The sequence below is a fragment of the Metabacillus schmidteae genome (assembly GCF_903166545.1).
In the GTDB taxonomy this organism is placed as follows: Bacteria; Bacillota; Bacilli; order Bacillales; family Bacillaceae; genus Metabacillus; species Metabacillus schmidteae.
This window is the reverse complement of the sequence record NZ_CAESCH010000001.1, coordinates 1,806,984-1,833,300: the sequence shown is the minus strand read 5'-3', so window position 1 is coordinate 1,833,300 and position 26,317 is coordinate 1,806,984. Positions and strand designations below refer to the sequence as shown.

The following is a 26,317-nucleotide window of genomic DNA, read 5'->3' as shown; positions in this document are numbered from 1 at the left end:
CTTATGATAACTGGTATAGGTCATAGCAAAGAAAAGGATAATACAAATGCATCTGAAAACCTCCAAAGAATGGATCCATCTGTTATGGAAGTGAGTGGCGTTGCACTTTTCAAGAAAGATAAACTAGTTCAATGGTTAGATGGAGAACTTGCAAGAACAGCACAACTTATTGTATCTGAAGCAAAAAGTACCAGTTTCCCTCTTACATGTAGAAATAATCGTGAGGAAAAGCTCATAACCGTTACGACTCGTCAAAATAAAACGCGTCTCTCTACAGAAGTGAAGAATAGTAAGATTCTTTTAACGATTAACATATCACTTAAGGGTGAAATCAGTGAAGCTACCTGTCACTTAGACTTCACAGACCCTAATACCTTAAAGGATTTAGAAGATCAACTTGCAAATGAGGTTAGGTCTCAGGTCATGGAAGTGCTTAATATTACTCAAAAACATGGAACCGATGTTTTTGGATTTGGAGACAAGCTATCGAAAACAAAACCTTCCTACTGGAAGGAGCACAAGCAAGAGTGGAATGAACTTTTTTCAGGCGCTTTACTAACAGTAAAAGTTGAGGCTTCAATTGAAAATACAGGAATGCGTGTAAATCCTTTTAACTATAAATGAAAGGTGTGAGAATGATTGATTAAAGAACAAATAAATCATGTTCAGCTCTTTTGTATGATGGTCCTCTTTCTATTCGGCACTGCCATCCTCTTAGATGTTGGTAGTGGAGCAAAGCAAGATGCTTGGATTGTTACATTGTTATCTTCTTTAGCTGGAGTTCTAATATATAGTATGTATTACTATATTTACAAAAAATATCCAGATAAGCCTTTAACCTCTTATTTACCAATTATTTGGGGGAAATATGTAGGTACTCTTTGTAGTTATTTTTATATTCTCTACTTCATTTATATAGCCTCAAGGGTATTACGTGATTTTGAAGAGTTGCTTATTGCCTCTCCCTACTATCGAACTTCCATCATTACAATCGGTTTGTGCATTATATTCTTATTAATATACGCTGTTAGTTTAGGCATCGAGGTATTTTCAAGAGCAGCAATCATATGCTTTGGCATTATTCTAGTTTCATTTCTCACCATAAATCTCATGTTTGTTTTAGGTGGATTTATTCATCCTGAGAACACACTTCCTATTTTAAGTGAAGGTTGGAAACCGATAATAAAAGAGTTATATCCTCTAAATATTACAGTTCCATATGGAGAACTCATTACATTCACCATGATTTTCCCTTATTTAAATAATGTTAAAAAAGGATTTAAAGTTGGAATATTCGCAATTTTATTCGTTGGATTATACTTTACATTTAGCTCATTACAATATATTTGGGTACTTGGTCCAGATATTATTACTCGTTCTTCATTTCCAGCCCTTACAGCGGTTGCTTACATTGATATTGGTAATTTTATTCAAAGACTAGACACTATTGTTATTATTTTGATGATTATTCTAGGTTTTATAAAGATTTCAGTCTTTTTCTTTTGTGCAGTATTGGGAATTAATCAAGTTTTCTCAATTAAACCTCATCCTTTCATTAATTGCTTTGTCGGCGGGATGATTGTTCTTTTTTCGTTGATTATTACCACGAGCTATCAGGATCATTTAGAAGAGGGATTAAAGCTGGTCCCATATTATTTACACCTTCCTTTTCAACTCTTTATTCCATTTCTTTTACTTCTTACCATTTTAGTAAAAGAAAAAATTCTCAAGAAATAGTTTATTTTTCTATCTTCTTTGCTTTAGTAAAAGAATAAAAGTAGATGAAGAGAACAAGAAAAAAAGTGAAAATAATGATGAGATCCTCACCAATCAGTGAATTGATATGTTCTTTTAGGATAGTGAAGGTTAAAAATAAACTTTTTCCCTGAAAGTAATCTAGAGTCATAATAAGTCCTAAACAACTGAACATAACGAAAACTAATTTTAATAAAATTAACAATATTATCACACTACCTTTTGCTTTATAGTAAAACTATTCATTAGCATAAACAGCTTTATTAAAATTATGTCATTATTACAAGGAACCTAGGGAATCATTGGCAAAAAGACTTTCTTTCTTAGGTGATCAACATGTTTAGAACAAAAAGAAACACTCCCTTATTGTTAAGAGAAGTGTTCCCACAATTGACTTTGAATACATTCACATAAAAGTTAAGTCCAAAATTCTTATGACTTTGATATGATCTTGACCCTAAATTCATTTGGTGTTAGTCCAACTATCTTTTTAAAAACTTTATTAAAATATTTTTCATTTTGATATCCACATTTAAAGGAAATTTCATACACCTTTAAATGTGGATTTTCTAGAAGTTCTTTCGCTTTTTCAATTCTAATTTTCGTTAGATAATTGGTTAATGTCTCATGATATTCCTGTTTGAACTTTCTAGAAATATATTCACGACTTAGAAAAAAACGATCAGCAATTTCTTGTAATGTAATATCCTTCTCATAGTTTTTTCTTAAAAATGCTTCAATCTCTTGTATGCTGCTTGCTTCTTTTTGATACTTTACATCATTCAAAAGATGTATTAATTTATAAAATTCCTTTCGCTTTTCTTCTTTGAATTTTTCAAATGAGAAAACACCTTCCTCATCCCAATAATCTTTCCCTTCATAGAAGGATACATCTTCGTTCATCTTATATTCTTTTAACCAATTCTTCCTAAGAATAGCAAACTGATCCTCCCATACTCTCACTTGTTCTAATGACAGTACATGATTGGTTTCAAGTGTATGAAAGATCCTTTGAACAACCTCATCCATTTGCTCAACACTACCACTTTGAATAGCCCATTTGATTTCTTCTGCAAAATCTAATAAATGAAGTAAGGAACCTGAGCTGACGTCCTTGATATAAACAATATTATTTTTCTTAGGAGATTCTATCATATTATGTTTGAACAAGGTTTTTTGAGCTATTTTATAGGCTTCCTTCATTGACGATGAATGACCGATTGCAAACACGACTTTTATACCGGAAAATTTATAAATTCCCCTCTGAATTTCCTTTACTATTTCCATTTCATTTCTTTTAGTCCATAAAAGAACAACGATCTCTTTTTCCTCATTCACATTTCGAAAGCAAAAACCACTACGGTTTGACTGAACAATTTCATTACAGATATTTAATAGTGTAAAAAAAGCTAAATTTTTATCTCCATCAAACTTCTCTATGATTTTGGAGTTTATCAATAACAACGAAATGGTGCAATCTACTTCATTGAGGTTAACATTGAATTCCTTGTTGATTTTGGTAACCATATCTGATGACAACGTTGGATCCATCATGACATTAGAAAAGATATGATCCCAATAAAGTGGCTTTACCTCATTTATAACTTTGGTGGTTTCTATTGTTGACTCTCTCCTCTGATCTTGCTTTTTCCACTCTTTAATCGCTCTTTCTAACGTTTCATTTAGAAGACTGGGATCAATCGGTTTTAATAGATAATCAAAACTTCCATACGTGATAGCGTTTCTCATGTAATGAAAATCATCATATCCGCTGATAACAATAATTTTACTGTCTATTTCCTTTTCACTAAGCCATTTTAGAAGCTCGATTCCATCAAACCTCGGCATATTCATATCTGTAAAAATGATTTGAGGTTGATGCTGAAGAATTAATGTTTTCGCTTCTTCTCCATCCTTTGCCTCAAATATTTCTTGGATACCGAACCTCTTCCATTCAGCTAATAAAAGGACTCCCTCTCTTACATGTGTTTCGTCATCGATAATGATTGCTTTCATATTGTTTCACCTCCAAATTCTATTGGGAGCTTAATCGTAACGATTGTTCCGGCATTATCACCATTTTCTATCATGAGAGCTGCCCTCTGACCAAAGTAGAGTTTTAATCTCAAAAACACATTTTTCAAACCTATATTTGTTCCTCTTGATTCATGACTTTGTTTGTCCTGATGAAAAGAAGCAATAATTTCTTCAAGTCTTGGTTTGCTTATTCCCTTTCCATTATCTTGAACCTTGATAACAAGTTGATCATGTTCTCTTTTTCCACTGACCTTTAACTGACCAATTGTATGACTGCTTCGGTCAAAACCATGTTTAAAGTAGTTTTCTATGATAGGCTGAAGAACCATTTTTGGAACTGTTATCAATAAATCTTCTTTGTCAAATTGCAATGAATACTCAAATTGGTCTCCAAATCTTTCTTTTTGAAGTAATAAAAAAGCCTTTATATAATCAATCTCTTTCGTTAAAGGAACAAGGTCTTCATCAATATTCATCCCATATCTCATAATTTTTGAAAGATGAGTAACAAGTGTGTATACCTGTGGAACATTATTTTTTAACGCCAACGTTCCGATAGACTGCAGGGCATTGTATAAAAAGTGCGGATTAAGCTGAGATTGCAAAGCTTTTAATTGATTTGTTTTATTTTCTATTTCCAATTTATATTCACGATTAATCAAATGATTAATTTTTGCTATCATCTCTTTAAAACGCTCTCCTAATGTACCAATTTCATCATTTCCCAGTGAATCAAACTGAACATTCATATTCCCATTTTCAACTTGTTTAATATTTTGTAAAAGCACCCGAATAGGCGTAGTAATTTTAAAGGATACAAATAATGTCGCCAAAATAACAAGAATAAGTCCAATGACACCAAATAGAATATTGATTTTCGCTACACTTAACGCACTTTCAAAAACAGATGTATACGGAATTCGTTTAACTAAAATCCATCCACCTGATGATTCATCAAGTGTTTCATAGATCATTAACCCATTGAATGAATCTTTTTTCCACTCCATCATTCCATTCGGTTCCTTATGTTGAATAAGATTTGTAATCCATTGTTCGTTTTCACTTACGTCATTGTTAGAACGAAAAATAAGTTGACCTTCCGGGCTTAATATATAAAATTCTTCTTTATCCTTTACATATAGTTTATCTGTGATCTCAAGGAGGTGCTCTGAGTCTATGTCCAGCGAGATATACCCGAGCAGGTTATCTGATGGGACATCTATTAAAGCACGATGTAATGTAAACACATCTTTTTTAAAACTTGAATTCTGCCTTAAATTCTCTTCTTGTAAGACCTCCATCGGTTCAATATAAATACGGTATGGACTAGTAAATGCTTTTTGATAATTTTCTTGATTACTTTTTTTATTTAATAGAGAAAAAACAACAGCTGATTTTTTTGAAACGGAGACATTACGCCCGTCCTCCATTAATGCAATGTTAACTCTATTAATATTTTCCTCAGCATAAAGAATCGTTAAAATAACACTTTTAAAACTTTCTTTAGCTAAATAATCCTTCTCAAAATCAGGATTATTACGAAGGTATCTCATGAAATCAATATTGTTGTAAAATGACAAGGTTAAATTTTTAAGTTCCCCGATATACCCCTCAATATTTAATCTTCCTTGGTACAAGAGATTCACATTCTCATTTACAAATTCATCTTTTAATGATTCCTTTGTATAAAAGTAGGTGATCACAATGGATGTACCGAATGGAACAATCGTTATTAGTAATAGAAGCACAATAAGTTTGTTTCTTATGCTGGTTTTTTTCAAATAGTGAACCTCCATAATGTTTGACTGTACAACTATTATAGGGCAAAAAGCATGCCTATAATAGACATGCTTACTTTTATAATTATTTCATATTATCCCAAGTTGCTTGGAATTTCTCTAATGCTTCATCATACGTAATCTTTCCTGCAGCATATTCCTGGATTGTAGCAGCAAATTCTTTGTTTGCTCCATCTGGCCATCTGAACCAATTCCAAGAAATCGTTTTTTCTTCTTTAGAATATTCTAAGATTGATTGACCTAAATCACCTAAACCAGAAGCTTCAATATTATCGAATGCAGGAATGAATGCGAATTCTTCCGTGATATAACGTTTACCAGTTTCAGAAGAAACCATCCAGTTTAAGAACGTTTTTGCTTCTTCTAAGTGCTCAGAGTTTTTGTTTAATACCCAGTTATTAGGTACACCTACTGGTAAGCGATCAGCATTAGCTTCATCATTTAATGGGATTGGTAAGAAGCCCATATTAATTTCCGGGTTGATTTCAGTAATCATATTTTCTGTCCAGTTACCTTGCTGTAGCATCGCTGCCTCACCAGATGCAAATAATGTTACTTGAGTATTGTAGTCAGTTGTAATTGGGTTACCAACTGCATTTTTCACTTCTAAATCAACAATATCTTTGAATTGTTTGAATTGCTCATTCCCAACAAATGTTGAAGAGCCATCGTTTAAACCTGCAATAAAGCTTTCTGGATCCTCTTGTTGTGCAAATGGAATGTTTAATAAATGCTGACCAATTACCCACCACTCGCCATATCCGGCAGAGAATGCTTTAATTCCAGCTGCATCAAGTTTTTTCACAGCATCTTTTAATTCAGAAAGAGTTTTTGGCGGTTCTGTAATACCTGCTTTTTCAAATAAATCTTTGTTATAGATAAATCCATATCCTTCAAGGTTGACCGGCATACCATAAAGCTTGCCATCTTCATCTGTAGTTGGAACTTTCCCGATAGGTAGCACATGCTCTGCCCATGGCTCATTAGAAAGATCCGCTAAATGCTCTTTCCAAAGGTCCAATTCTTTAAATCCACCATTGTTGAAAATATCTGGTTCTTCACCTGACGCAAATTTAGCTTTTAATGCAGCACCGTAATCCGCACCACCACCTACAGTTTCAAGTTTTACTTTGATATTTGGATGTTCTGCTTCGAATTCTTTGATCATTTCTTGAAGCTGATCAGCAATTTCTACTTTAAATTGAAATAAGTTTAACGTTACTACATCGCCATCACCTGAACCTGAATCTTTATTTCCTTCAGAGGAGCTTTGTTGATTATTGGAATTACACCCAGCTAAAATACCTAAAACCAATAATAATGACAATCCTAATAGCAAAAGCTTTTTCATGAAAAAATGACCTCCCCAATCTTATCTTTTTTATTTTATATGAATCTGCATGACTAGGCATCTAACCATGAGATTATATACTATTTAATTGATCCTGCAGCAATTCCTTTAATAATGTGCTTTTGCAGGAATAAGAAGAACACAATAACAGGAGCTATTCCTAAAACTAATGCTGCCAATCCCATATCCCATTGTTTCGTATATTGAGCGAAGAATGAACTTGTCGCTAACGGTATGGTTCTTAGTTCTGCATCCTGCAATACAAGTAGCGGTAATAGATAATCATTCCAAATCCATAATACATTTAGGATAATAACGGTTACAGTTATAGGTTTTAATAATGGGAAAACAATTCTCCAGAACACACCAAATTGTGTACAGCCATCTACTCTGGCAGATTCCTCAATTTCCATAGGAATTGTCTTTACAAAACCATGGTATAAAAACAGTGAGAGTGACACTCCAAATCCAAAATACATGATGACAATTCCTGGTATACTGTTCATAATCCCAAGTGAACCACCTAATTTCATTAGTGGTATCATGACCGTTTGAAATGGAATAACCATTGCTGATACAAAGAAGATAAACAATATTTTACTTAGTCTTCCAGGTGTTCTCACCATTTTCCAAGCAGCCATTGAACTAATAATAACAATACCAGCAATACTCAATACCGTGATGATAAGCGAGTTGAGAAACGCATCTTGGAAGCTAAGAATATCCCAAACCTTTGTATAGTTACTAAAAAGAATTTCTTTAGGTAATGCAGCTGCATCAATTAATATTTCGGAGAATCCTTTTACTGAATTAATGACTACAAAGTAAAACGGTACCAAAAAGATCAAGGCAAGCATAATGGCAAGAATCTCTAATAAAAATGTCCCTTTTGTATAGCCTTTATTCACTATGCTTCAACCTCCTTTTTCTTCGTAAATGTAACCTGTAATGTTGTAAACACAGCTACAACGATAAAGAATAATATCGATTTTGCAGTTCCCAATCCATACCGGTTATTCATAAATGCTTCCTGGTAAATATTAATAGCTACAGATTCTGTTGAATTAAATGGTCCCCCACCTGTAAGGGAAAGATTCAAGTCAAAGATTTTAAATGCCATTGAGATTGTCAGGAAGAAACAAATTGTAAAGGCAGGTAAGATTAACGGAATTATAATCTTCGTTAATAAAGACCAATTTGTTGCCCCATCCATTTTTGCTGCTTCTAATAAGGAAGTATCAACACCTTGTAAAGCTGCAATGTAAATAACCATCATATATCCGCTAATTTGCCAAGCAAAAACGATTACAATTCCCCAGAAGGCTGTTGCTTCATCGCCTAGCCATGGTAATTTAAAGAACCCTATATCTGTCATATTACCTATTGAAGCAAACCCTTTAACAAAGATAAACTGCCAAATGAAACCTAGTAATAAACCGCCGATTACATTCGGAATGAAAAATACAGTTCGTAAAATATTCTTTGTTTTTAATGCTGCATTTAGTAGTAAGGCTAAACCAAAACCAATAATATTACTAATTAAAACTGCAGCTAACATAAACTTTGTTGTAAAAATAAATGAGTTAAAGAACTTTTGATCATCCGTAAAGATTTTTATATAGTTATCCAACCCTACCCATTCAACTGCTGAACTTACTCCGTTCCAAGATGTGAATGAATAATATACCCCCATGAAAAATGGAATAATTTGAATTAAGACAAAAAATAATACCGCTGGACCAACAAATGCTGCGTACCCTAAAGCCTTCTTCAGCTTTGGCCTCTTATTTGTCTGTATTTCGTGTTTAACATGTGTTTCCTTTGTCGCCAATGTGTTTGTATTTAATTTGGCACTCACTTCATCAACACCACCTAGTACGATAATGATTACTTGCTCTAAGTATAAAGCGCTTACATCAATTAGACTATCAACTGTATTGACTAAAAAGGTGCACTATTTTGACCTTTGTTCATTGTGTATACTAAGGTGAGTGTGGATAAAGGAATAGATGGTAGTCTTTGAAGAGTGTAATGTCTATCACTTTGGTGATGAGAGACATATGACTCTGTTTTCATGGTGGTTATGTCCTTCATTTTGGCTGTGAAAGACATTTGATTTTGTTTTCGTACTGGATATGTCCTTCATCCTTGCTATGAAAGACATTTGTCTTTGTTTCGTAGTGGATATGTCCTTCATCCTTACTATGAAAGACATTTGTCTTTGTTTTGATGCTGGCTATGTCCTTCACCCGGATATGAAAGACATATGACTCTGTTTTCATGGTGGTTATGTCCTTCACCTGGGCAAGGTATGAGTGAATGCCATAACTACATTTTAAAAGCCCCCAACAAAAAGACACTTCCTTTTTCTAATAAAAGGAAGTGTTTTCATCCGGTATATTTCTTATACCTTTAATATTTCAGTTATTCTTTGATATCTTTCCAATTCAATCGTATCGTTTTCATTTGTTATAACCTTTACTTGATCCAGTTCTGCAAACTTTGAAAACGACACCTCTCCAAACTTTGTATGATCAGCTAAAATATAGCTTTCTCTCGCTAATGAAATGGCTCTTTCTTTAATTTGAGCTTCGTCAGGATCTGGAGTGGTTAAGCCCAGTTCATAATGAATGGCATTTGTTCCAACAAAACATTTATCGAATCTGTAGTTTTTAATGCTTTCGTATGCAGCACGGCCAATTGTTGCTTTTGTTATCTTTTTAACAAATCCGCCAATTAAATAGGTTGTAATTTCTTTTTCAAGCAAAGCATTAAGATGGTCAGTCCCATTTGTGACAACAACAAGATCCTTCTGTTTTAAATATTGGATCATCTGAAAGGTTGTCGTTCCTGCATCAAGATAAATACATTCACCATCCAATACTAATTGTGCCGCATATTGAGCAATACTCTCTTTCTCAATTAGATTTTTCGTTGTTTTCTCTGAAACACTTGGTTCAGACCTTTTACGTTGTAATAATGATGCGCCACCATGCACACGTTTTAAGTAATTCTGCTTTTCTAATTGATCAAGATCCCGCCTTAATGTAGATTCAGATGTTGAAGTTAAATCAACAAGTTCTTGTATTTTAACATGTTCCTTTTCTTTTAATACATCTAATATAAGTTTATGTCGTTCAGAAATTAACAAGCCGTTTCCTCCTGGATCTTATATCTTATCTCGTCATTATCTATTTTTTTATTATATAAAATATCAGAAGAAAATGCATAACCTAAAAGAACCTTCTTACAATAAAACAAAAAGCTTCAATTCCCCAAATGAAGGAGTTGAAACTTTAAGTAGCAACATTTATTAGTAATTATATGCCGATTTGAACAGACTCTAGTTAAACCAACACAGATAAAAACTTATAAAACAATCGTATTAACCGATTCAGCTTCTAATAAAAAGCATCTTCTTTCTCCATTTAAGTCAACAATTAACTCTCGAGTTTCCTTTATTGGATTTGCTATCACAACAACCTTACTACCGTCTGGATTTTGGAACGCTGTTGTGTTTCCTGTCCAAGCTCCTAATGTTTCAAGTCGAACTGCCCCTGACTTTACAAAATGTGAGAAGTGTTTCATTACATAATATTCAGGATTGTTGTTCACACTTTTTGAATCTCGATCAACCGTTATCATTGAGTTTTGTTCCCATCCCCAAGTGCTTCGTCCTTTTGGTTGCAGAACCATATTCCAATAAATATAGGCATTTGCACCATTTACAAAGTAATGACGATATAAGTTATGAACATAAAGTGCATATTCCCATGTATTATACCCATTTCCGCACTCGTTTTCTGTTTGCATATATTTTAGCTCTGGATAGCTTTGAACTGTCCGTTGAATAGCATATTTTCCTGCCCATTGATAGCCTACACCCTTCACATACTGATAGGCATTTGGATCTGTGAGAACGGTTTGAGCGAATACATCATAATCTGATGTTGTCCCATGCATTAACTCTTCCCATGGTTCTGGTGCATTGATCGTACCAAGCCAAATCTCTGCTTCAATTCCGTGTTCTTTGAAAGCCGGTCCTAAATACGAGCCAATGAACTCACGTAATTGTTCACCTGTCCACTTACAAGAAGGGAACTTTTGATCTGCAACCACTTCATTTTGAACATGAATTTGGTGAATGGATATCCCTTCTTCTTCGTATGCCTGGACAAACTTCACGAAATATAGTGCATATGCCTGTAATACTTCAGGTTCCCACCGGAGTGTTCCATAATTATAGGTTTTTGGAAATTTCATCCAAGTAGGGGGACTCCAAGGTGAAGCAAAAAGTTTTAAGTTTGGATTTCGTTTTAACGCTTCTTTAATGTATGGAATTAAATATTTCTTATCCCGTTCAATTGAGAAATGCTTCATTTCATAGTCATCCGGAGATTCATTATGACTGTACCATTCAAGGGCATAATCACTTGCACCAATTGGTAGACGACAAATACTAAATTGACATTCACCATCTGGTAAAAATAAATTGTCTAGTACAGAGTTGCGATCTTCCTCTGACAAAAAAGTAAGAGCTTCATAACCTAGCTCATTAAAACAACCGCCAAAGCCATCAATAACACGTTTCTTTTCATCAGTAATGATTAAGTTTGGTTTCTTCTCTTCATTTATAACGGCATCTTTTTCTTCCCAGTATTGATTTCTTGTTGTTGAAATCCATGTATAGCTCATCATGTCCTCCCTACTACATCTCTAAAATTTTGAAGTCCCAAGGGTTAATTGTGATCGTTTCACCAGATTTGTAGATTGAGTCTGATAATAAATCCGTGCTTTCTGCAAACGGAGACTCAATTACTTGTTGATCATATGAATAGTTAAAAACATATTTGATTGTTTTTCCTTCGTCATTAATACCACTTTTTATAATTAGAGGGAAATCTATCTCTTGCTCTGCACCCCATATTCCCGCTCGTTTTACAGCTTGTGAGAGAATGCCGGACATGATTTCGCTAGTTACAATACAGCCAATATATGTTGCATAGCCTTTTCCGTACTCATTTCCTGTAACAGCTGCATATTCTCCCCATGCCGGATGATCATATTTTGCCAGCGTATCTGCAGTTGTTGGCGTTAAAAGCTCCATCCATGTGTGGACACTATTTTTCTCTTCTTCTACTTGATAAGGGTTACCTGCAAGCTTCACATTCTTTGGCTCAACAAACATTTGATAGTTTACACCACATGCTTTTTCAATAATACCTGGTTGGCTAGTTGTTCTAACCTTAACATGATCATTTGTGAACCCTGATTTGAACGTAAAAACTGCATGCCCTCCATTTTCAACATAGTGATTTAGTTTCTCTAAAAGGTCATCTGGTGCAACATACAAACACGGAACAATGATTAGAGAATACTCATCAAAGTTTTCAGAGCCTGGGTGAAGGATATCTACTTCCACATTTATTTTATATAATTCATCATAAATTAGTCTGACAATATCGTTATAGTTCAGTTCGCTGTCATATTTAAACTTAAACCAATTCAAACCTGTAAGAGATTCATTGCTTACAAGAATTGCTGTTTTATTTTTCTTTTTTAAATTCATAATTTTAGGTGAGAGACGGTTAAAGTCTGCTCCAATTGTTTTGGCTTCATGATATACCGGATTTGGTTGAAGATCGTGACTTAAAAGCCCCTTCCAATACGTCTCAAAGGAATTATGAATAGAATGCCAATGCCAATAAGCAACCATATTTGCTCCTGATGCAACATGACTAAATGCTTGCAATCTTAATTGCCCAGGAAAAGGTGTCCAATGTGAAAAGGCTTGTGCCTCAGTTTCAAGTACATAATAGTTCTGATGCTTTGTTGATCTTGCCACATCTCCACCAAAAGAGATTTCAATGCCTGTTAAATCTTCTTGTGTTGGATGGTAAATGTCTACTCCTGTGATATCAAAAGGTTGGGATGCTGTGAAATGATTAACATTAGGCTGGACTCCAAATGAATAGCCTCTCCATTCAAAATCAAAGTTCTGAGTAATAAATTGCCCTTCTTTTCGATATTCTTTAACGATATCAACTTGCCATGCAAGAAAATCATCGACAATTTTTCGTTGAAACTTTGAAAATTCTGCTCCAAAGCTTCCATTTATTGTTCCAACTGTTGATGGCATATCCTCCCATGCATGCACATCATTACTCCAATAAGCGAAACCAAATTCTTTATTCAAAGCATCTGTTGTTTTAAACTTATCTTTTAAATATTTTATAAATCTTTGCTGTACATTCGGTCCACTTGTATCATAGTGTTTTGTTTCATTATCAATCTGGTACCCTATGATTGCCGGATGATCTTTTACATTTTCCATAAGCCTTCGAATAATACGCTCAGCGTAAAACAAATACGTTGGGTTTGTAATATCCATAATTTGTCGTGCCCCATATTTTCCTGGTCCGTTTTTCGTAACAGCCAGAACATCCGGATGCTCTTTCACCATCCAAGTTGGAACCGCATAAGTTGGAGTTCCAACAATAACGTGAATGCCTGCACAATGCATCGCATCTAATACACGATTTACTGAGCTAAAATCAAATACACCATTTTGCGGCTCATGTGTGCTCCATGTTGATTCCGCAATCCGCACTACATTAATTCCAGCTTCTTTCATCATTTGAATATCTGTCTCAAGCCGTTCATACGGCATGTATTCATCGTAATAAGCAACTCCGTATAATAATTTATTCATCTCTTACATAACATCCTTTCCATCTTACTTAATAGCTCCATCGGCAATACCCTCAAGGATATATTTTTGGAAAAACGCATAGAACACGACAACCGGTAAAGCTGTTAAGACTAAAGCTGCTAAAATTTTTGGCCAGTCTGCCACATATTGACCAAATAACATATTGATTGAGAGCATAAGGGTATAGTTATTAACATCTGTTAGCATGATTAATGGTAATAAGAAGTCATTCCAAAGCCATAAAACATTTAATACTAAGATTGTAGCTGTAATTGGCTTTAACAATGGAAAAATAATTCGAATAAAGATTTGTATATCATTACAGCCGTCTATTTTAGCAGCCTCTTCCAACTCTCTTGGTATCGATTTCACAAACCCATGATAAAGGAAGACCGCCATATTTACCCCAAGACCTATATAAATTAAACCAAGACCTGATAAGGATCCTTGTATTCCTAAACCTTTCGCCATTTGACTTAGCGTAATCATTATGGAGTGGAACGGAACAAGCATTGATGCAATAAAGAGGGTGAAAATAAGCGCGCTTAATTTTCCAGATGTTCTGGCTAACTTATAACCGGCAAGTGAACCACATATGACAATTCCTGCTAATCCTAGAACTGTTACTATTAGCGTGTTAAATGAGCTGCTTAATAGGTCCAACTCTGTAAAAACCCCAATATAGTTTTCTAATGAAAAAGATGTTGGGAATGATAAGACTGACGTAAAGATCTCCCCTTGGGTTTTAAAGGAATTGATAAACGCCATATAAATTGGGAAGAATGAAATAATGGCAAAAACAGTTAAGATTAAGTTGATCACTATGGATGAAGTAAGATTTTTCCTCATGCTTCAACCTCCTTGCGCTTTAAGATACTCACTTGAATTAGTGTAATGAGTAGGACCACGAGGAACAGAATCATCGCTTTTGCGTTTGCATAACCAAAACGGAAATTATTCGAGAATGCTTCCTCGTAGATATTTAGCGCCATAACCTGTGTAGATGTACCTGGGCCGCCTTGTGTAAGAGCATATACCACATCAAATACTTTAAATGCTCCATTTAATGTTAAGAAACAACAAATTGTAATGGCATGCATGATCATTGGAATAACAACATGTCTAAGACGTTGGAACACATTTGCCCCATCAATCATTGATGCTTCTTTTAATTGCTTAGGAACCCCCTGAAGTGCTGCCATATAAATGACCATCATGTAACCAATTCCTTGCCATAAAGATACGATTACAATGGAGTAAAACGAAACTTTTGGGTCTCCAATCCAGGACTGATCTAATATTGAGAAAATCGTTTTCTTCGATAATTCCGGAAAAACATTTGTAAAGATAAATGAAAACATTAATGAGCTGATAATTAAACTGATCATGTTTGGCATAAAGAAAATAGTTCTAAAAAACCCTTTTGATCTTGTTCTTGTTTCGATTAATAATGCTAATCCTAGAGCAACAACATTCTGAATGACAAAGACAAAAATGGTGTATTTTAGTGTAAACCAGAAGGAATGTCTAAAAGCTGAATCATCTTTAAACGCCTCAATATAATTGCTAAAACCTACAAAATTATACGTTTTATTTAAACCGTTCCAATCTGTGAAACTATAAACTCCAGCACCAATTGTTGGGATCAAAAGGAATAGGATATAGAAGATAAACGCAGGTAAAACAAATAAGATTAATCGTAAGTGACTATTGTCCTTGAACGCTTTTTTCTTCGTAGTGGTAACTTCCTTAGCCGGACTCTTCAATTCTGTTACTGCCACATTACTCATTCCTTTCACTCTAGGATTCTATTGGAAGATATTATTCAGAGGTATATGTGATATTTCAACTTCTACCAACCATTTTTATAAAGTGAAAGACAGTTTATTGGAAACTGCCCTTCACTTATATTGATTGATTATTTATTTACTTTGTTATACTCTTCCCATGCGCGATCCAGTTCAGCAATGACATCTTCTTGTGATGCATCGTCAGCATAATAGCTCTGGAGCATCTTCTCAGATGCAGATTTAACTGCAGATGGAATTGTTGGATCTTGATAAACTTTTCCTTCTTCTACATACTTAGAAGATTCCTCTAGCCAAGGGTATGTTTCAAATGTGTGAACTGTTGAAAGCGGATTAAACCCTAAGCTTTCATAGAAAGCACTGGAATCTTCATCATCAAGAATATAGTTAATGAAATCTTTTGCTACATCCTTCACTTTACTTTCTTTCGAAACCGCTAGTGATGTTGATGCACCCAAGTTGATAAGTGTTGCACTTTCGTCATCATTGATTGGGAGTGGTGCAACACCAAAGTTAAACTTCTCATTAGTTGCCAACATAGATTCTGCCATCCATGGTCCTTGAACCCACATTGCTGCTTGACCGCTGGCGAAAGCAGCAGCTCCTTGGTCTTGACCTACTTCAAATGGTCGATCTGTTCCATGTGCATGAACAAGGTCAATAATGTCAAACATGCCCTTTAAATCCTCAAAAGATCCTTCTCCGGCATTCATTGAATCGACAAAGCCTTTATTGCTTGTACTTTCAAGTGCACCTACTGTTAAAGGCAGGAATAATTGTGGTATATATGAATCTTTATAGGCTCTAATAAAAGGTGTAATTCCTTTATCTTCAAGCTCTTTTACAACCGCTTTCATTTCCGTTAACGTTTTTGGTACTTCTAATCCATTTTCTTCAAAGATATCTTTATTGTAAACAAAGCCCCATTGAAGTGTTTCTAAAGGTACTGCAAGAACTCGATCATCTCTAGATACCATCGGTTTTACAGTATCATATAATTTTTCTACGAAAGGTTCCCCTGATAAATCTTCTAAGTAACCTGCTTTATCATAAACTGGGATATCATTAATAGCATGAATGGCGAATACGTCTGGACTATCTCCTGAAGCAAGTCTTGTTTTTAATAATTGATCGGCTTCATTTACACTTGGAAGCTCAAGCTTTACCGTTACATCTCGCCCTTTTTCTTCTTTTTGCTTCGCAATAAATTGATCAATGTATGTTTCATATTGCTCTTTAAATCTTGGCTGTCCAATAAATACTTTTAGCTCAACTTTGTCAGAACTTCCTTCTCCATCACCGGAAGAATTGCTGCCACCAGCACTGCAACCAGCTAGAATTCCTAAGAATAATGCAGTTGCAATCAATAATGTAAGCGCTTTTTTCATTTCCAACTCCCCTTTCATGCTTCTATCTTAATAGGTTTTTACTTTTAAAAAAATCGAAAATATTAACGCTTACATTTGTACTATTTTAAGTTTTCCGAATTGTCCCAGGTGAGCATCCATAATATTTCTTAAAAACTCTATAAAAATACGATACATCTTCATACCCGATCATTTCGGCAATCGTTTTATATTGCAATGTAGTCGTCATAATTAGTTCTTTCGCCTTTTCCATACGTGTAGCGATAATATACTCTGTTACATTACATCCGTACTTCTTTTTGAAAGCAGTCGTTAAATATTCTTTACTTACATAGAATTTCTTAGCAATCACCTCAAGTGATATATTTGGAGATGTAGAATGTTCATTTAAATACTGCTTAATATCATCCAAGTTGATCTTTGTTTTTTGTTTTTTTATTTCTCCTACTTTACAAATTAGCTGTTCACCTATTCTCAGTTGTGTCATAAGTTCATTTTCTAATGATTGATTTTCACTATACTTTATTTCATTCCATTGCAACCCTATCTCTTCAAGCTTTATTCTATGCTCCTTTAATGTTTCTTCAAGTAATACAAGAAACACTTGATGAAGATACATAGTAAACGAAGGATCAAGTTTTAATTCATCCTTTATCTTTGCAATAAAATGCTGAATACTTGCTGATAATTGTTTTGCATTTAATTCTTTTAATGAAAAGGATACAGTTTGGCGAAAGGATTCAATCATATCAAGTACCTCAGGCTGTTTCGCTGTAAAGAATTGATAACCAATCTGCTTTTGTTCTTTTTTCTGTTTTTCCAAAACAGCTTTTTTCAGTGCATCGTTCAATTCGTTTTCATCTACAGGCTTTGGCAAATATTCAATAACTCCAGACTTAATCGCCTGTCTTGTATAAACAAAGTCTTGATAACCGCTTAAAACAATTGTTGGAATATCAGAATACTTTTGTTCAATAACCTCTAACAATCTAATGCCATCTATACCTGGCATTTTCATATCTGTCATAATAAAGTCAGGACTTTCCGAGTTAATTTGTTTAATCGCTTCTTCACCATTTGTAGCTTCAATCAATTTTGTTATTCCTAATGAATTCATATCAATTAAAGCTTTTACCGTTTCCCTTGTCCAACTTTCATCATCAATAATTAATAGAGTTGTCATTTATGTTCACTTCCTTTTTGATAAGGCATTCTAATTAAAACCTTCGTAAATTGAGATTTTTGGCTAGTAATCTCAACTCCATATTCTCTACCAAAATAAAGTTTCATTCTAGTATCAACATTTTTTAATCCTATACTGCGATGATGCGAATAGCTGTCAGTTAAAAGCTTATCTTTCAATTGTTGTAATACTTCCTCTGTCATCCCCATTCCATTATCTTCTATAACAACTTCAATTTCATCAAAGACCTTTTGGATATCAATTTTCAAAAATCCTTTTTCAACTTGAGATTCAAACCCATGTTTAAACGAATTTTCTACAATAGGTTGTAATGTTAAAAGTGGGATAATAGCATCTTTTGCCTGCTCATCAACAAATAAATCGATTGAAATATTCTCTCCAAACCGAACCTTCTGGATATACAAGTAGTTTTGTAAATGTTGCACCTCTTCCCATATAAAGACAAGATCTCCTCGTTTATTCGTAATATATCGGAACATTCCACCTAATTTTTGGATCATTTCATAGATTTCCTTTGCTCCCTTTTTCAAGGCCATTCCTGAAACAACCTGAAGAGTGTTATATAGGAAATGAGGATTTATCTGTGATTGCAATGCCAGAAATTGCGCATCTCGATTTTCCATTTCCCGCTTATAATCCTTTTCAATTAAATCTCTAATTCTATCAATCATTTCTTTAAATTTTCTTTGAAGAATTCCGATTTCATCTGTTCGTTTCGAATTAATTTTTACGTTAAAATTATTCTCTTCTACATGCTCCATTTTTTTTGTAAGTAAAACTATGGGTTTTGCCACTTGATTAGAAATAAATATAGACAAAATAATGGTAAAACAAATCGAGATAAGGAGAATCAATAAACCCGTTTGTCCAATATGTTTTGAACCGACCATCATAACTTCTTCAGGAACAACCTTTATTAATACAATTCTCTTATCCATCATTTCCTGATAAAAATAATAATCTTGATTGAGAGTAAAATAATTCATTTCTTGCTGTTGATCTAATAGAGAGGAAAGATCTTTTAGGGCAACCTCACCATTTTCATCAAGTGTAAAAAGCTGGTTTCCTTTTGAATCAACTAAAACAATCGATTCCTCCATATTACTTTGAAGATTTCCTGCAATAGGTGAAATAAAATCAAAGGATACCTTTAAGTCTATTCTGCCTACTAGTTTTTGATCTTCAAAACGATAGATATTTCGACCGAATGTAAAACTTTTTGTGGACGAATTAACTGAAAACATGGAATCCTTCCCAGCAACTTGATGGGCAGAGGCTTTCATATTCGTTACGAAGAACTCCCTTTGTTCGACCTTATATGAAAGCTTATCTTCATATGATGTTAGGGTAACAGAAAGAATGTGATCATTCCCGTTATACAAAGCAAATAATTTATCCTGAATGTATGATTGCGTATTAAAGGAATTTGTCGTCGTAATATTATCAATTGTGGTTATACTTGGAACCAGATTTTCATCTACAAGGGCTGTAAACAAAAAATCATCAAACCAGTTAAGTTGTTCTTCTATGTAACTCTTAGATAGCTCCATTCTAGATTGGTTTGAGCTTATTTCCGAAGATTCCACAGCACCTCTGGAAATATGTGTTGAGACCAACATAAAAATTAATAAAGGGACCATCATGACAAGAAGCAGTGTTACCATAAGCTTTCTTTGCATGCTTTCCAGGATATATCTATTTAAGTAGTATTTAAGCTTAGTTGAAAATGGCATGATTTTACCTCCTGAGGTCTTTCCGCAAAATAAAACGGTTTCATTTATTGGTTTTATTTTAATGATAAATGATAAGTTGTTCAATATAATATAGGGGTGTAAAGTTTCTTTTCAACTTTATTACTAAAACAAAAAAGCTTAAACCCCAGCTAACAAGGATTTAAGCCATAATAAAAATTTATTTTTCTAGTAATATACGATTATTAATTTTACACATTCTCTAGCCAATTTAATTCTTCTTCTGTCAGGACAACCATTGAACCTTCGTTACATGATTGTAACTCCTGTTCATTTTGTGCTCCAATCAGGGCACAAGCAGGAAACGGCTGGTTAAGTACATATGCAAGTGCGATTTGAATGGTCGTAACACCTTTTTCTTTAGCTAATTGTTCTGCACGACGCAGGCGTTCCCAGTTTGCATCACTATAAAAAACACGCACAATGTCACTGTTACTTCTATCCTCAGGTGAAAAACGTCCTGTGAAAAAGCCCCTGGCTTGTGAAGACCATGATAAAAGTGGAAATTGATGTTCTTTATGCCATGCTAGGTCAGTTGCATTAGCCGATACACACCCCGCCCAGAATGGCTCATTTACCTTTGCCAAACTCAGATTTGGGCTACTAAAGGTAAATCCAACAAGCCCGTTTTCAGCTGCATATTCATTTGCTTCCTGTAATCTCTGGACAGTCCAGTTCGATCCTCCAATGGCTTTAATTCTGCCAGCCTTAATATGTTCGTTTAACGCATCTATTATTTCACTTACAGGTACGGTTGGATCGTCACGATGAAGAGCGTATAAATCAACATAATCTGTTTGTAGGCGATCTAAGCTTACAAATAATTCCTCAGAGATTGCTTCAGCATTCACGCGTGGACCTGTGTGATCGTGATGGGCCCCTTTTGTCAGGATCACAATATCCTCACGATTATTACGTTCTTTCATCCACATCCCAATTGCAACTTCACTTTCTCCGCCACAATAGATATGAGCCGTATCAATGGTATTTCCTCCGATGGCTACATAACGATCAAGAACATTGCATACTTTCTCGTATACACTAGGTTTAAAATAATCTGAACCTTGAATTAATGATGTAATTGGCTTTTCTATACCCGGTATCGTAATTGTTTTCATCGTAACCCCTCCATTTTTTTATAATTCAACACGACGACGCTCATTTGCTGATGTTAGACAAGCATCTAGAACTTTCATATTTAGAATGGCATCTGTTGCAGGGTATGGTAGTGGTTCGCCATTTCGAATGCTTCTTCCAATAGCATCTGCCTGTAAAGCGTATTGATTGACGTATGGAACCTCGACATCTCTTTTCCCATCTTTTGTGTAGACATGAATATGATCCTGCTCATTTTGATGAACAATAAATGCCGACGGAACTTCAATACGCCCTTCTGTGCCTACGATCTCCAGTTCATTTCTAAAGGCTGCCCACATCCCGCAATCAAATGTTAATGCTAAGCCATTTTCAAATTCTAGAAGTCCGGAAGCCATCATATCCACGTTATCATGCTGCTCTGAGAAGAAACCGTGAACGGTTGCAGCTTGCGGCTCTTGATTTAAGATCATTCTTGCTGCACTTATTGGATAAACACCGACATCGTATAGGGAGCCGCCGCCCCATTCTTTTTTGTAACGGACATTTTCTGAGTCTTTGGCATTATTAAATGTAAATGTTGCATGAATCCCACGTACTTCGCCGATTTCACCAGATTGGATGATGTCACGAATACGCTCATAACGGGGATGATAGCGATACATAAATGCTTCAGCAAAGACGACGCCAGCTTTTTGACATGCTTCTGTCATTTCAATTGCCTCATTAGCATTTAAAGCTACCGGTTTTTCACATAATACATGCTTGCCAGCTTCTGCTGCACGAATTGTCCATTCTTTATGTAAATGATTTGGCAGCGGAATGTAAACGGCTTCAATTTCTGGATCTGCAAGTAATTCCTCGTAACTTCCATACGCTTTTGGAATCTCAAGTTGTTCTGCTGTCACCTTAGCTTTTTCCAACCCTCTACTTGCAATCGCTACAACTTCTCCAGTTTCTGATTGCTGTATCCCCGGGATGACAGACCCCTTTGCAATCTTAGCACTCCCAATAATACCCCAACGTATTTTTTCCACGTTCATCTCCCCTTCACGTAAACTTAATACTATATTGTCATTATATGAAACTACACATAAAATAAAAATAGAATCATTTTGCCTTTTTTATAAAACAATATTGCGCTGAAAGAGTGATGCTTGTGTTAAGACAGTATTTACTGCCAACTCTACAAAATCATGAATTTATGATCCTGCCGGAATCCATTGGCTGGTACTTTGAAGAGCCTGACCATGATGTAGACCGACAAGTAGGTACCTTAAATAATTTTAGTATTCATTTTGTTATTTCCGGAACTGGATACATTGAAATTGACGGCAATCGGTTTACATTAAAACGTGGTGATGCTTTTTTATATTTTCCAATGCAGGAGCAAAGGTATTATAGCAGCAAGGATGATCCGTGGAATATTCGATGGGTTCATTTTTATGGAGGTGTCTTACATTCTTTTTTAGCTGAACAAGAGTTTGATCAGCATTCATTATGGACGATTCAACAGTTGTCATCTCTTGAAAAAGCTCATGAACAGCTTTTAAGTGAAGCAGAAAGCAATAGTTTTTTGCATTTACTGCAGCTTTCCATTTTGACATATACTTTTTTAATGGAATTTATCACAAACGCCTCCCCAAAAACTTCTGTTCGAAGACAGGAATTAGATGATCGGATTCAAACACTCTTACCAAGTATGCAAAGAAGAGCGTGTGAACCATTTGAACTGGAATACTGGGCTGAACAAACAGGTGTTAGTACTTATTATTTTTGCCGTTTATTTAAAAGAGCTACTCAAATGACTCCGATGCAATTCATTACCCTTTGCCGCCTGCAAATGAGCAAGCAATGGCTATTGGACAAAAAAGATATGACCATAAAGGATATCGCACTAAAGGCAGGTTATCCTAGTATTAGCTATTTTAATAAGCGTTTTTTAGAACAGGAGGGAATGACACCTACCGAATATAGGATGCTCTTTGAAAGTAGATTGGATAAGTAACGTTCATAAAAGGCATTTAACCTTTCAACCACTAAAATCTATCAATTTTTTCTGGTAATTTATCAACTTTGGTGAGAAATCTATCAACTTTCTTAAAAATCTATCATTCGACAAAAAACTATACTCCCATTTCAAAAAAATCGGAGACATTATGTCCCCGATTCTGTGTTTAGATCTAAAACTTTTTCTCGTTGTTTTGTTAATGTAAAGAATGCGACCGATCCGATCAGTGAAGTAAGAAATAACGTAGCACCCATCGGCACTGCTGTTGTTTCGTCTATGCCAACTAGTGGAGAAACAAAAGATCCTAATAAAAGCGGCAGCAAGCCTAATAATGCACTGGCACTTCCCGCTCGATGTCCTTGCTTTTCCATCGCAAGGGTAAAGGAGCTTGTCAAAATCATTCCCATTGATGTCATATAGATAAAAATCGGAATGACAAGTGTTGCAAGCGGGCCTTTCATAATCGTCATGATTAAAAGGACAGTCGTTGCAGTGACAGCTGTTATAACAGCGACACGAAGCAAGCTTTTTTCATGAAAAATTCCACCTAAACGTCCAATCATAAAGCTTCCTGAAATAATGGCTAATCCATTAATTCCAAATAAAATACTAAATGCTTGTGGAGAAACATCATATATACCCTGATAGACAAAAGGTGTCCCTGAAACGTAGGCAAAACTTCCACCATGTATGAACCCGACTGTCAGGGCATACCCAATAAATGAACGATCTCTAATTAAACTTCCCATCGTACGAACAGAATGACCTACTGTGCTTGGCATTCGCTTCTCAATTGGTAAAGTTTCCGGCAACTTTAATGAAATAATTGTCACAATAATAATGCCTAGTATACTTAAAAAATAGAAAATGGTATGCCAGCTTGCAAAGGGTAATAACAAGATAGCACCACCAGCGATCGGAGCCAACATCGGAGCTGTCGCATTAATAACCATTAATAACGCAAAGAATTTTGTTAACTCTTTTCCACTAAATACATCTCTTACTACAGCACGCGACAGAACAACACCAGCTGATGCTGTAAGTCCCTGTAGGAAACGGGCAATAACCAATACAATTATATTCGGTGCAATCGCACAAAAAAGTGATGATAGTGCAAATAGTGATAGTGAAACCATTAAGGGTTTCCGTCTACCTTGTGCATCACTTATTGGACCGACAATTACTTGACCAATGGCAAGGCCAATTAAACAAGTTGTTAAACTAAGCTGTACAAGCGAAGCACGAGCTCCCAAATCTCCAGCGATATCTGGAAAACTAGGCAAATACATATCAATATTGAGCGGTCCTAATATACCTAGTGAACTTAAAAGAAAAGCTAATGCCAACCGCTCTTTTCCTGTTGGATTATGTAGCATATAATTTCTTACACCTCTCATCTTACAATTTCCTCTATCTATCCTACACCTTCCATTAATAGATTGAAAGCAAAAGAAAAACTTCAATTCTTATTTCAAGAGATTGAAGTACTAAGGTTATTATTTCCCATTTAGTGCTTTTTGTAAAAGAATCATTTCCTCAGCCAATTTATTAATACGACCGATTACTTCGGCATTTTTGATTTCATTCTCTTCGTTAAAATCATCATTTTGCACAAATACATTCCCTACAGGAACGACACCTTTTAAGTAACTTAAAATTGGCTTTAAATGATATTCCGTGACCAAGAAATGTTTATCGGTACCACCTGTCGTAATCATTCCTGTAACTTTCGATTTAAAAGCATCAATTGGCAGGTGATCAAATAAGTTTTTCAATGCTCCGGTAATGGAAGCTTGGTAAATTGGTGTACCAAAAATAAGAAAGTCTGCGTTTTGAATGGTGTTTACAACCTTGATTGTATCGTCATTATAGTAACTAAGGGGTGTTCCATTTACGAATTCAACTTCGTATTCCTTTAGATCGACTAACTCAATTTCGATTGTGGGATCAGCAGATTTTGCTGCCATAAGAACTTCATAAACTGCCTTTGGTGTTTTTGAACCAATTAGTGAACCTGATACACCGACAAGTTTCACGCTACCTACCTCCTATTTAAACACACTTGTGCTGTGAAGAGGCTGAACTCTTGATGAAGGATCAATATATTTTTTTGCATTATTAATGGCAATTGGTGCTTCTCCCAGCCCTACTGCAATCAATTTAACCTTTCCTTCATATGTCGCAAGATCCCCTGCAGCATAAATGCCTTCGATATTTGTTTCCATTTTTGAATTTACAATAATTGAATTTTTCTCCATATCTAAGCCCCAGCTTTTAATTGGCCCTATTGATGTGATATTTCCATAATTGACAATCACATGGTCGACTTCAATTATTTCTTCGTTACCATCCTTACTTACAAGTACAATTTGTGTTATTTTTTCACCATTTCCAATAAGTTCTTTGACAGCATAAGGAATCTTTACAGACACATTCGATTCATGTAATTTATCTACACTGCTTTCATGTGCTTTAAATTCTGCTCTTCTATGACATAATGTTACTTCCTTAGCAAAACCATCTAACATTAATGACCAATCTAGAGCAGAGTCTCCACCACCACAGACAAGTACTTTCGATCCTTTAAATTCATTTAGATCTTTTACAGAGTAATGTAGGTTTTTGCCTTCATATGTAGCTGCATTTTCTACATTTAGTTTTCTTGGCTCAAATGCACCTATTCCTCCGGTGATTAAGATTGATTTTGTATAGTGTTCACCTTTCGTTGTTGTTAGTGTAAAAACATCCTCTTTTTTAGATATCGTTAATACTGTTTCATTTAAGCATACGTCAGGTGAAGCATAATTTGCTTGTTCAATTAAATTTTCAATAAAATCCTTGCCAAGAACTTTTGGAAAGCCTCCGATATCATAAATATATTTATCAGGATATAATTCTGCAACCTGACCACCTAATTGTCCTAAGCTATCTATTATTTTCACCGACATTTTTCTCATACCTGCGTAGAAACTTGAAAACAATCCTGTAGGTCCGCCACCAATGATTGTAATATCTGTAATTTTTTGTTCCATCATGTTTCTCCTTTCCCTAAATTAATGGGTAAAAATCTTAGTTGCTATAGCAACCATCAACAATATGCTTCCTTAATAAGTTGTAAAATACATTCCGGTTTTGTGTACACATTAAAGAATTTGACTTTGTATCTATTCAGCAAATCATTAATATCTAAAAATTCCTTAGAATGACTATATAAAATAATTGGAACATCTTTAGAAAATTGCTCAAGGTGATCCTCTAAATCTACTACTTCTGTATCAACAAGCATCACTACTTTCTTATCTATTTCGATATCTTGACCTTCCATGATGGTTAGACCAGGATCAGTTTTAATAAGTAAACTCAAACTTTTTTTAATATGAGGATTATTGGAAACTATAGCAACGGTAATCATGACATGATCCCTCCT

22 protein-coding genes are annotated in these 26,317 nt (G+C 34.9%); 3 read left to right on the top strand and 19 right to left on the bottom strand.

The window, feature by feature from the left end; all coding sequences use genetic code 11:
• The first annotated feature begins 3 nt into the window (after nucleotides 1-3).
• Together HWV59_RS08660 and HWV59_RS08655 are read left to right on the top strand one after the other, a co-directional pair.
• Complete coding sequence (locus HWV59_RS08660) at nucleotides 4-624, top strand: Ger(x)C family spore germination C-terminal domain-containing protein (RefSeq protein WP_175638633.1); 621 nt, start codon at nucleotides 4-6, stop codon at nucleotides 622-624.
• Nucleotides 625-639: 15 nt separating this feature from the next.
• Nucleotides 640-1,737, top strand: a complete 1,098-nt coding sequence (locus HWV59_RS08655) for a GerAB/ArcD/ProY family transporter (RefSeq protein ID WP_175638632.1) — start codon at nucleotides 640-642, stop codon at nucleotides 1,735-1,737.
• A 450-nt stretch (nucleotides 1,738-2,187) separates the two neighbouring features.
• Here the strand turns inward: HWV59_RS08655 and HWV59_RS08650 are convergent, their stop codons facing one another.
• The 15 genes from HWV59_RS08650 to HWV59_RS08580 all read right to left on the bottom strand — a co-directional run bounded on the left by HWV59_RS08650 (nucleotide 2,188) and on the right by HWV59_RS08580 (nucleotide 21,922).
• Nucleotides 2,188-3,771, bottom strand: a complete 1,584-nt coding sequence (locus HWV59_RS08650) for a response regulator transcription factor (RefSeq protein ID WP_175638631.1) — start codon at nucleotides 3,769-3,771, stop codon at nucleotides 2,188-2,190.
• A complete protein-coding gene (locus HWV59_RS08645) occupies nucleotides 3,768-5,573 on the bottom strand; it encodes a sensor histidine kinase (protein ID WP_175638630.1) in 1,806 nt (601 codons plus the stop codon). The genes HWV59_RS08650 and HWV59_RS08645 overlap by 4 nt, the downstream gene beginning before the upstream one ends.
• Before the next feature lie 82 nt (nucleotides 5,574-5,655).
• The gene (locus HWV59_RS08640) at nucleotides 5,656-6,942 is read right to left on the bottom strand and encodes an ABC transporter substrate-binding protein (protein ID WP_175638629.1); all 1,287 of its coding nucleotides are present in this window, start codon (nucleotides 6,940-6,942) and stop codon (nucleotides 5,656-5,658) included.
• Nucleotides 6,943-7,022: 80 nt separating this feature from the next.
• Nucleotides 7,023-7,850, bottom strand: coding sequence for a carbohydrate ABC transporter permease (locus tag HWV59_RS08635; protein WP_102230217.1), 828 nt, complete (start codon nucleotides 7,848-7,850; stop codon nucleotides 7,023-7,025).
• On the bottom strand, nucleotides 7,850-8,740 hold the full coding sequence (locus HWV59_RS08630; RefSeq protein WP_235991813.1) for a carbohydrate ABC transporter permease: 891 nt from the start codon (nucleotides 8,738-8,740) through the stop codon (nucleotides 7,850-7,852). Before HWV59_RS08630 ends, HWV59_RS08635 begins: the two co-directional genes overlap by 1 nt.
• Before the next feature lie 606 nt (nucleotides 8,741-9,346).
• Nucleotides 9,347-10,093: a DeoR/GlpR family DNA-binding transcription regulator gene (locus tag HWV59_RS08625; protein ID WP_175638628.1), complete on the bottom strand. Its 747-nt coding sequence runs from the start codon at nucleotides 10,091-10,093 to the stop codon at nucleotides 9,347-9,349.
• Between the two features lie 218 nt (nucleotides 10,094-10,311).
• Nucleotides 10,312-11,637 carry a glycoside hydrolase family 30 protein gene (locus HWV59_RS08620; RefSeq protein ID WP_407941569.1) on the bottom strand — a complete coding sequence of 442 codons (1,326 nt, stop codon included), beginning with the start codon at nucleotides 11,635-11,637 and terminating at the stop codon, nucleotides 10,312-10,314.
• A gap of 13 nt (nucleotides 11,638-11,650) precedes the next feature.
• Nucleotides 11,651-13,654, bottom strand: coding sequence for a beta-galactosidase (locus HWV59_RS08615; RefSeq protein ID WP_175638626.1), 2,004 nt, complete (start codon nucleotides 13,652-13,654; stop codon nucleotides 11,651-11,653).
• Between the two features lie 24 nt (nucleotides 13,655-13,678).
• On the bottom strand, nucleotides 13,679-14,503 hold the full coding sequence (locus tag HWV59_RS08610) for a carbohydrate ABC transporter permease (protein ID WP_175638625.1): 825 nt from the start codon (nucleotides 14,501-14,503) through the stop codon (nucleotides 13,679-13,681).
• Nucleotides 14,500-15,444 (bottom strand): carbohydrate ABC transporter permease, encoded by a 945-nt coding sequence (locus HWV59_RS08605; RefSeq protein ID WP_102230211.1) that lies wholly within the window; start codon nucleotides 15,442-15,444, stop codon nucleotides 14,500-14,502. Before HWV59_RS08605 ends, HWV59_RS08610 begins: the two co-directional genes overlap by 4 nt.
• A gap of 128 nt (nucleotides 15,445-15,572) precedes the next feature.
• Nucleotides 15,573-16,850 carry an ABC transporter substrate-binding protein gene (locus tag HWV59_RS08600; RefSeq protein WP_175638624.1) on the bottom strand — a complete coding sequence of 426 codons (1,278 nt, stop codon included), beginning with the start codon at nucleotides 16,848-16,850 and terminating at the stop codon, nucleotides 15,573-15,575.
• A gap of 85 nt (nucleotides 16,851-16,935) precedes the next feature.
• A complete protein-coding gene (locus HWV59_RS08595) occupies nucleotides 16,936-18,012 on the bottom strand; it encodes a response regulator (RefSeq protein WP_175638623.1) in 1,077 nt (358 codons plus the stop codon).
• Nucleotides 18,009-19,766: a sensor histidine kinase gene (locus HWV59_RS08590; protein WP_175638622.1), complete on the bottom strand. Its 1,758-nt coding sequence runs from the start codon at nucleotides 19,764-19,766 to the stop codon at nucleotides 18,009-18,011. Before HWV59_RS08590 ends, HWV59_RS08595 begins: the two co-directional genes overlap by 4 nt.
• A gap of 209 nt (nucleotides 19,767-19,975) precedes the next feature.
• Entirely contained in the window at nucleotides 19,976-20,902 is a 927-nt protein-coding gene (locus HWV59_RS08585) for an aldo/keto reductase (RefSeq protein ID WP_175638621.1), read from the bottom strand.
• 18 nt (nucleotides 20,903-20,920) lie between these two features.
• Nucleotides 20,921-21,922 carry a Gfo/Idh/MocA family protein gene (locus tag HWV59_RS08580; protein WP_175638620.1) on the bottom strand — a complete coding sequence of 334 codons (1,002 nt, stop codon included), beginning with the start codon at nucleotides 21,920-21,922 and terminating at the stop codon, nucleotides 20,921-20,923.
• Between the two features lie 116 nt (nucleotides 21,923-22,038).
• Here HWV59_RS08580 and HWV59_RS08575 point away from each other — a divergent pair, with 116 nt between their 5' ends.
• Entirely contained in the window at nucleotides 22,039-22,887 is an 849-nt protein-coding gene (locus HWV59_RS08575) for an AraC family transcriptional regulator (RefSeq protein WP_175638619.1), read from the top strand.
• Between the two features lie 149 nt (nucleotides 22,888-23,036).
• Here HWV59_RS08575 and HWV59_RS08570 read toward each other — a convergent pair whose 3' ends face one another.
• The 4 genes from HWV59_RS08570 to HWV59_RS08555 form a co-directional block, all read right to left on the bottom strand.
• Nucleotides 23,037-24,266, bottom strand: coding sequence for a Bcr/CflA family efflux MFS transporter (locus HWV59_RS08570; protein WP_175640019.1), 1,230 nt, complete (start codon nucleotides 24,264-24,266; stop codon nucleotides 23,037-23,039).
• A gap of 120 nt (nucleotides 24,267-24,386) precedes the next feature.
• A complete protein-coding gene (locus HWV59_RS08565; RefSeq protein WP_175638618.1) occupies nucleotides 24,387-24,926 on the bottom strand; it encodes an NADPH-dependent FMN reductase in 540 nt (179 codons plus the stop codon).
• A 12-nt stretch (nucleotides 24,927-24,938) separates the two neighbouring features.
• Nucleotides 24,939-25,925, bottom strand: a complete 987-nt coding sequence (locus HWV59_RS08560) for an NAD(P)/FAD-dependent oxidoreductase (RefSeq protein WP_175638617.1) — start codon at nucleotides 25,923-25,925, stop codon at nucleotides 24,939-24,941.
• A 53-nt stretch (nucleotides 25,926-25,978) separates the two neighbouring features.
• On the bottom strand, nucleotides 25,979-26,302 hold the full coding sequence (locus HWV59_RS08555) for a hypothetical protein (RefSeq protein WP_175638616.1): 324 nt from the start codon (nucleotides 26,300-26,302) through the stop codon (nucleotides 25,979-25,981).
• Nucleotides 26,303-26,317 lie beyond the last annotated feature (15 nt).

What these genes read in the sequence shown, in the direction of transcription:
- HWV59_RS08660 (WP_175638633.1), top strand. Translation starts at nt 4, where the DNA reads ATGATAACTGGTATAGGTCATAGCAAAGAAAAGGATAATACAAATGCA.
- HWV59_RS08650 (WP_175638631.1), bottom strand. Translation starts at nt 3,771, where the DNA reads ATGAAAGCAATCATTATCGATGACGAAACACATGTAAGAGAGGGAGTC.
- HWV59_RS08640 (WP_175638629.1), bottom strand. Translation starts at nt 6,942, where the DNA reads ATGAAAAAGCTTTTGCTATTAGGATTGTCATTATTATTGGTTTTAGGT.
- HWV59_RS08620 (WP_407941569.1), bottom strand. Translation starts at nt 11,637, where the DNA reads ATGAGCTATACATGGATTTCAACAACAAGAAATCAATACTGGGAAGAA.
- HWV59_RS08615 (WP_175638626.1), bottom strand. Translation starts at nt 13,654, where the DNA reads ATGAATAAATTATTATACGGAGTTGCTTATTACGATGAATACATGCCG.
- HWV59_RS08610 (WP_175638625.1), bottom strand. Translation starts at nt 14,503, where the DNA reads ATGAGGAAAAATCTTACTTCATCCATAGTGATCAACTTAATCTTAACT.
- HWV59_RS08605 (WP_102230211.1), bottom strand. Translation starts at nt 15,444, where the DNA reads ATGAGTAATGTGGCAGTAACAGAATTGAAGAGTCCGGCTAAGGAAGTT.
- HWV59_RS08600 (WP_175638624.1), bottom strand. Translation starts at nt 16,850, where the DNA reads ATGAAAAAAGCGCTTACATTATTGATTGCAACTGCATTATTCTTAGGA.
- HWV59_RS08595 (WP_175638623.1), bottom strand. Translation starts at nt 18,012, where the DNA reads ATGACAACTCTATTAATTATTGATGATGAAAGTTGGACAAGGGAAACG.
- HWV59_RS08590 (WP_175638622.1), bottom strand. Translation starts at nt 19,766, where the DNA reads ATGCCATTTTCAACTAAGCTTAAATACTACTTAAATAGATATATCCTG.
- HWV59_RS08585 (WP_175638621.1), bottom strand. Translation starts at nt 20,902, where the DNA reads ATGAAAACAATTACGATACCGGGTATAGAAAAGCCAATTACATCATTA.
- HWV59_RS08580 (WP_175638620.1), bottom strand. Translation starts at nt 21,922, where the DNA reads ATGAACGTGGAAAAAATACGTTGGGGTATTATTGGGAGTGCTAAGATT.
- HWV59_RS08570 (WP_175640019.1), bottom strand. Translation starts at nt 24,266, where the DNA reads ATGCTACATAATCCAACAGGAAAAGAGCGGTTGGCATTAGCTTTTCTT.
- HWV59_RS08560 (WP_175638617.1), bottom strand. Translation starts at nt 25,925, where the DNA reads ATGATGGAACAAAAAATTACAGATATTACAATCATTGGTGGCGGACCT.
- HWV59_RS08555 (WP_175638616.1), bottom strand. Translation starts at nt 26,302, where the DNA reads ATGATTACCGTTGCTATAGTTTCCAATAATCCTCATATTAAAAAAAGT.